The organism is Pseudomonas sp. FW305-28 (genome assembly GCF_017351395.1).
GTDB lineage: Bacteria > Pseudomonadota > Gammaproteobacteria > Pseudomonadales > Pseudomonadaceae > Aquipseudomonas > Aquipseudomonas fluorescens_AA.
On sequence record NZ_JACNDD010000237.1, the window covers coordinates 1 to 6,118 of the forward strand.

Here is a 6,118-nt window from a genome sequence, read left to right on the forward strand (position 1 = left end):
ACCTTCTTCGCCCCGTCCTGGATCTCGACGATCACCGTCCCCGCCTCGGCGGCCAGGGCCAGGCCATGTTCGGCCTGGTGCTGGCCGTCGGTCATCAACGCCACGGCGTTGCGGGCCATGTCCTGGTTCTGGCGGACCACGCCGACGATTTCCTCGGTCGCCTGGCTGGTACGCGATGCCAGTTGGCGCACCTCATCGGCCACCACCGCAAAGCCCCGTCCTTGCTCGCCGGCCCGGGCCGCTTCGATGGCGGCGTTGAGCGCCAGCAGGTTGGTCTGTTCGGCGATGCCGCTGATGGTCTTGACAATGGTACCGATCACCTGGGATTGCTCGTTCAACGCCTCGATGCCTTCGCCAGCGGTTTGCATGTGCCGGGCCAGGTCGCGCATCACGTCCACGGCCTGGGTCACCACAGTCGTGCCGCGCTGGGCGCTGTTGTCGGTCTGCAACGAGGTGCTGTAGGCAATGTTGGCCGCTTCGGCGACGGCTTTTTCCTGGTTGACCTGGTCCGTGATGTTGGTGGCGAACTTGACCACTTTGTACAGTCGCTCGTTGGCATCGAGCACCGGGTTGTAGGAGGCTTCCAGCCAGACCTCGCGGCCGTTGCTGTCGACGCGCTTGAAGCGCCCGGCCACGAACTCGCCACTGTTCAGCCGCTTCCAGAATTGTTGATATTCCGCGCTGTTGTATTCCTCGGGCTCACAAAACATGCGGTGATGCTTGCCCTTGATCTGCGCCAGGTTATAGCCCATGGCACTGAGGAAGCGCTCGTTGGCCGTCAGTACGTGACCGCCCAGATCGAACTCGATCACCGCCGTTGAACGCACCAACGCACCGATGAGGTTTTCATGTTCACGGGAACCCTCGATGGTGCGGGTCAGGTCATTGGAATACATCGAAAAAAAGCGGATCCGCCCGTCGGCATTCCGTACGGGCTGGAGGATCGAACGCAGCCAGGCCTCCTGGCCGTTGCCCCGCAGCAAGCGCACGGCACCGGAGAAGTGTTCGCCACGGGTCAGCGCCGCCTTGAAGCGAGCCTGGAATTCATTGGATTTCAAATACGCGGGAACCAACTCATCCATAGACCGGCCGATCAGGTCCTGGCTCTTGTAGTTCATATCGTCGAGGAAATTCTGATTGACCGATTGAATCCTTCCATCGGCATCCAGGGTGAGACCAAGCATTTCACGGTCCAGGCTTTCCTTGACTTGCATAAGGCTGGACAGTTCTTGGCGAAGAGCCAGTAGCTCCTGCTTCAGGCGGTTGTTGAACATGGGCAGCTCCAGGAACAGCAGAAGAATTAGTAGGCTGTTCTCTTGCCATCGGCCCGGCATTTTTTTTCTAAAGAGCGCCGCGAGCCCCATTGAAAATATTCCCGGGTGACCTCGAACCCGATAAGCCTTCCACGGTCACTGGATTGTTCTACTGTTGCCCTGACCTTTGAGCCTTGCCGCCATCAATACCCCATAACCATAAAAACGAGGTAATTGCCGTGACCACTGACATCGAAGACAGCCGTTCCGCCCGCTTCGCCTTGCGCTGTTCCAGTTTCGCCGAGCGCTGGTTCCCCGACTCCTGGGTCTTCGCCGCACTGGCGGTGCTGGTGGTCGCCGTGGCGACGCAATTCATCGGCGCCACGCCCACGGCAGCGGCCATGGCGTTCGGCGACGGCTTCTGGAGCCTGATCCCATTCACCATGCAAATGGCCTTCGTGGTGATTGGCGGTTACGTGGTTGCCAGCTCGCCGCCCGCCGTCAAATTGATCGATCGCCTGGCGCGCATTCCGACCAACGGTCGCTCCGCGGTGGCGTGGGTGGCACTGATTTCCATGGTCGCGTCGTTGCTCAACTGGGGACTGTCGTTGGTGTTTGGCGGCTTGCTGGTGCGTGCCCTCGCCCGCCGCACCGACCTGAAGATGGATTACCGCGCCGCCGGTGCCGCCGCCTACCTGGGCCTGGGCGCGGTGTGGGCGCTGGGGTTGTCTTCGTCGGCGGCGCAACTGCAGGCCAACCCGGCCAGCCTGCCACCTTCGATCCTGTCGATTACCGGCGTCATTCCGTTCACCCAGACGATTTTCCTCTGGCAGTCTGGCGTGATGCTGCTGGCGCTGATCGTGATCTCGTTGATTGTCGCCTACGCCACCGCTCCCGGCCCCAACAGCGCCCGTGATGCCGCCGCCTGCGGGATCGACCCGAGTTTCAGCATGCCCGCGTTGCAGCCCCGTACCCGCCCCGGAGAATGGCTGGAGCACAGTCCGCTGCTGACCATCGCCCTGGTACTGCTGGCCGCCGGCTGGCTGTTCCACGAGTTTTCGACCAAGCCTGCGATCAGTGCCATTTCCGGGCTCAACACTTATAACTTCCTGTTCATCATGCTGGGCGCCTTGCTGCACTGGCGGCCGCGCAGCTTCCTCGACGCCGTGGCCCGCGCGGTGCCGACCACCACGGGCGTGTTGATCCAGTTCCCGTTGTACGGCTCGATCGCCGCGCTGCTGACCACGGTCAAGGGCAGCGATGCCCAGACCCTGGCACACCATATCTCGACCTTTTTCGTCCAGATCGCCTCCCATGACACCTACGCCTTGCTGATGGGCGTCTATTCGGCGGTGCTGGGCTTTTTCATTCCTTCCGGCGGCGGCAAGTGGATCATCGAAGCGCCCTACGTCATGCAGGTGGCCAACGACCTGAACTATCACCTGGGCTGGGCCGTGCAGATCTACAACGCCGCCGAAGCGCTGCCCAACCTCATCAATCCGTTCTACATGCTGCCGCTGTTGGGAGTGTTGGGGCTGAAGGCGAGGGACTTGATCGGTTTTTCCTTCGTGCAGTTGCTGGTGCATACACCACTGGTGCTGGCGCTGCTGTGGGCGCTGGGGACGACCTTGAGTTATTTGCCGCCAGTGATGCCATAAAGCCATAAAAAAGGGCCGATATTTCCATCGGCCCACTTCTTCTTCGGCTCGGTCTGTTTCAGTATGGATACGCCCTGCTTTTGAGGGTCCCTCACGCTGAAAAGGATCTGAGCATGTTCAAACTCGCAGTACTCCCTCTTGCCGCCCTTACCCTGAGCGCCACCGTCCACGCCGCCGACGTCACCAAGATCGACGTACAGCTGGGCAGCACCGAGCGCGTCACCCGCCTCTTTGCCTACCCCAACAACTGCAACGTCATTTGTTTTCGCGACTGGACCCTGGAGCAGACCGTCCAGCATTACCTGACCCAAAGTGTGCAGCGCGACGGCTACGACACCGCCAAGGTCCAGGTCAACATCGACAACGATAAGGTCTATGCCAGCATCGACGGCGTGCCCAAGAACTACGGCCAACCGCTGAAGGCGCTGCTCGACGCCGGGGACCTGGCGTACAACGGTGCCTCGAAACTCAACAGCGACAAGAAATGGTCCTACAACTGGTACCTGTTCCTGCCGCTGGGCATGGCCCTGGAAAACCGCAAGAGTGTCGAGTTGCTGCACTTCCCGCCGGATTACTCCCTGACCCAGGCCCAGGATTACCTGGAGTCGGCGACCACTGATCGCTGGGCCACGCTGCTGACCGTCAACGGCATTGCCGTTGAACAGACGCCGGCCTACCAGACCATCATCGACATCGCGCCCATCGCAGCGCCGTCCAATGCTGGCAGCACATTGGAGGGGCTCTACAGCTACTTCAACGATTACCAGACCACCATGGTCACACAGGTCACCCAAACCGCCAGCGGCGCCGCATTGCCGATGGTGGCCTTCGGAGCACCCGTTCGGAACTGGATCAAGACCCAGTACGGCCAGACCGTTGGCGTGCTCGGCCTGGCGACCATCACGCCGACCGCGGGGGTCAAGGTCCCGGTCCTGGGCTCCAACCACCCGAGCTATATCTGGTATGCCGCTGACAAGGAAAACTACGACGGTGACGAAGCCAAGGCCGATGCCGCCGGCTTGAAAGTCATGGGCCAGGACCTGAGCGCCGCCTGCTGGCAAGCCGGCATGGGCAGCAAGCCGGGCACCGACCCGAGCACCCTGCTGAACCAGTGCACGCAGACCTGGCAGGTCACGCAAAAGGAAAAGACCTGCGAATTGTTCTACACCTCGGTGCGCAAGCTGAGCGAGGCAGATGCAGCGAAAAAATGCGAAACGCCAGCGATCAAGTCGCAACTTCCGCAACTTAAAGTGCCCATGCCGCTGCCTGCCGAGGCGGTGTAAACCTTGAGGCGCCTTCCCGCGTAAGCTTGCGCTGACACGGGAAAGCGCTTTTGGCTCCTGTCAGACTCGACAGTAGATACGGCCCTGGACTTGGGCGAAGCTATCAAAAGCTTTTTCAACGACCGTCGGCAGGATCGCCGGCGCCAGCAAGTCGAGTGTCTATCACCGACAAGGACTGTCATGAGCCTGTTCATCCGCGATGACACCTGTTCCCAACACCGGGACTGCATCTATCCGGAAAAACAACTCAGCACCCGCCTGGGCTACCCCTCTGTGCACGATTTTGAAGTGCACCAGACGACCGACGGGCGCGGCCACGGCATCATCGCCCGCAAGTCCTTCGCACCCATGACGAGGATGTGCAGGGTGTCGGGGTTGCTGGTGAGCCGACGGCGCCTGCACACGTTGCAGATCCTGCCGGACGTGCACATGTATGACCCACGCTTCGCCGGATTGCTGCTGCACTCCTGCAACCCGAATGTATTCCTCGACATGAGCGAACTGTGGCTGTGGTCACTGGCCCGTATCGATGAAGGCGACTGCCTGACGATGGACTACGCCAGTACCGAACAGAAACTGTATCGCCAATTCGCCTGCCGGTGCGGTTCGTACAACTGTCATGGCTGGATTACCGGCTATGACGAACCGCCCAATGAGCAGGGAATGACATTTCTACGGCACTGGCGTCGTCAGTGTCACCGCGACTGACGAGCCGGTGTCAGGGCGCGCCGACCGGACGCAGCCGATACTGCGGCGGCAATTGCTCGAAACCGCTGATCGTGGTGTCCAGGCTCTTCCAGCGTCCGTCCTTGATGCCGTAGATGCAGCCATGAATCGACAGTTTCTGCCCACGGTGCCAGGCGTTCTGCACGATGCTGGTATGGCCGACGTTGGCCACCTGCTGGATCACGTTGAGTTCGCACAGGCGGTCGACCCGCTCTTCTTCGGTCGGTAACTGGCCCAACGCCTCGCGATGCTCGTAGTACAGGTCGCGAATCGAGCGCAGCCAGCCGTCGATCAGGCCCAGTTGGCGGTCCTGCATCGAGGCACGCACGCCGCCACAGCCGTAATGGCCGGTGACCAGGATGTGTTTGACCTTGAGCACGTCCACTGCGTACTGGATCACCGACAGGCAGTTGAGGTCGGTGTGCAGCACCACGTTGGCCACGTTGCGGTGCACGAACAGATCGCCCGGCAGCATGCCGACGATCTCGTTGGCCGGCACCCGCGCATCGGAGCAGCCGATCCACAGGTACTCCGGGGTTTGCTGACGAGCCAGCTTGGCGAAAAAGTCAGGATCCTCCTGCTTGATCGCATCGGCCCAGCGCGCGTTGTTATCAATCAGATCTTGTAATTCGTTCATGCTGTCTAGCCTCGATAGAGAGTGCGCAACTGTGACAGACGAGCGCCGGTCGAGGTCACGTCGGCGATGCATTGGAATTCCTGGCTGCGCTGTCGGTCGACACCAGTAAGGCCCACAGTATGAGGAAATGCCATGAATGATTCACGACGCCCTTTCGATGCGACGCAACCGGAACCCATCGACGACAATGAAGATCGCATGGGCTCGATGCATGAGTTGGAGTTCGACGACGAGCAGCCCAGCGCGAAAATCGGCGACGAATTGCCGCCAGACGAACGCGAACAACTGATGCCTCGTGAACGCGTGCGTGCAGCGGGCATGACAGGCGCCTCGACGGATGATCACGAACCGACCGATGACGACATGAGCCCGGAAACCCTCATCCACGAAGACGGCGCCCGGGATGCCTTTGAGGCCGGCGACGACGAACGGGCTGACTGGGACCTGAGCATCGTGCACGAAAATGACATCGGTGGAGGCGATGGGCTGGACGAAGCGGAGATGGCCGATATCGACCCGTTGGATGGCAAGCGTTGACCCGGCAATCGCCATCGCGAGCAA

Annotated in this window: 6 protein-coding genes; 4 read left to right on the plus strand and 2 right to left on the minus strand. The window is 60.9% G+C overall.

Going from position 1 to position 6,118, the window contains the following annotated elements; all coding sequences use genetic code 11:
• A partial coding sequence (locus J4E53_RS29460) for a PAS domain-containing methyl-accepting chemotaxis protein (RefSeq protein WP_207268261.1) occupies positions 1-1,274 on the minus strand: 1,274 nt, incomplete at its 3' end.
• A gap of 218 nt (positions 1,275-1,492) precedes the next feature.
• On the opposite strand from J4E53_RS29460, the gene J4E53_RS29465 reads away from it, so the two are divergent.
• The 3 genes from J4E53_RS29465 (at position 1,493) to J4E53_RS29475 (ending at position 4,902) form a co-directional block, all read left to right on the plus strand.
• A complete protein-coding gene (locus tag J4E53_RS29465) occupies positions 1,493-2,911 on the plus strand; it encodes a short-chain fatty acid transporter (protein ID WP_024618910.1) in 1,419 nt (472 codons plus the stop codon).
• A gap of 113 nt (positions 2,912-3,024) precedes the next feature.
• A complete protein-coding gene (locus tag J4E53_RS29470) occupies positions 3,025-4,194 on the plus strand; it encodes a hypothetical protein (RefSeq protein ID WP_060740617.1) in 1,170 nt (389 codons plus the stop codon).
• Positions 4,195-4,374: 180 nt separating this feature from the next.
• The gene (locus tag J4E53_RS29475; RefSeq protein ID WP_060740616.1) at positions 4,375-4,902 is read left to right on the plus strand and encodes a hypothetical protein; all 528 of its coding nucleotides are present in this window, start codon (positions 4,375-4,377) and stop codon (positions 4,900-4,902) included.
• 10 nt (positions 4,903-4,912) lie between these two features.
• Here the strand turns inward: J4E53_RS29475 and can are convergent, their stop codons facing one another.
• On the minus strand, positions 4,913-5,557 hold the full coding sequence (gene can, locus J4E53_RS29480; protein ID WP_003185433.1) for a carbonate dehydratase: 645 nt from the start codon (positions 5,555-5,557) through the stop codon (positions 4,913-4,915).
• A 132-nt stretch (positions 5,558-5,689) separates the two neighbouring features.
• On the opposite strand from can, the gene J4E53_RS29485 reads away from it, so the two are divergent.
• Entirely contained in the window at positions 5,690-6,094 is a 405-nt protein-coding gene (locus tag J4E53_RS29485) for a hypothetical protein (RefSeq protein ID WP_060740614.1), read from the plus strand.
• Positions 6,095-6,118: the final 24 nt, after the last annotated feature.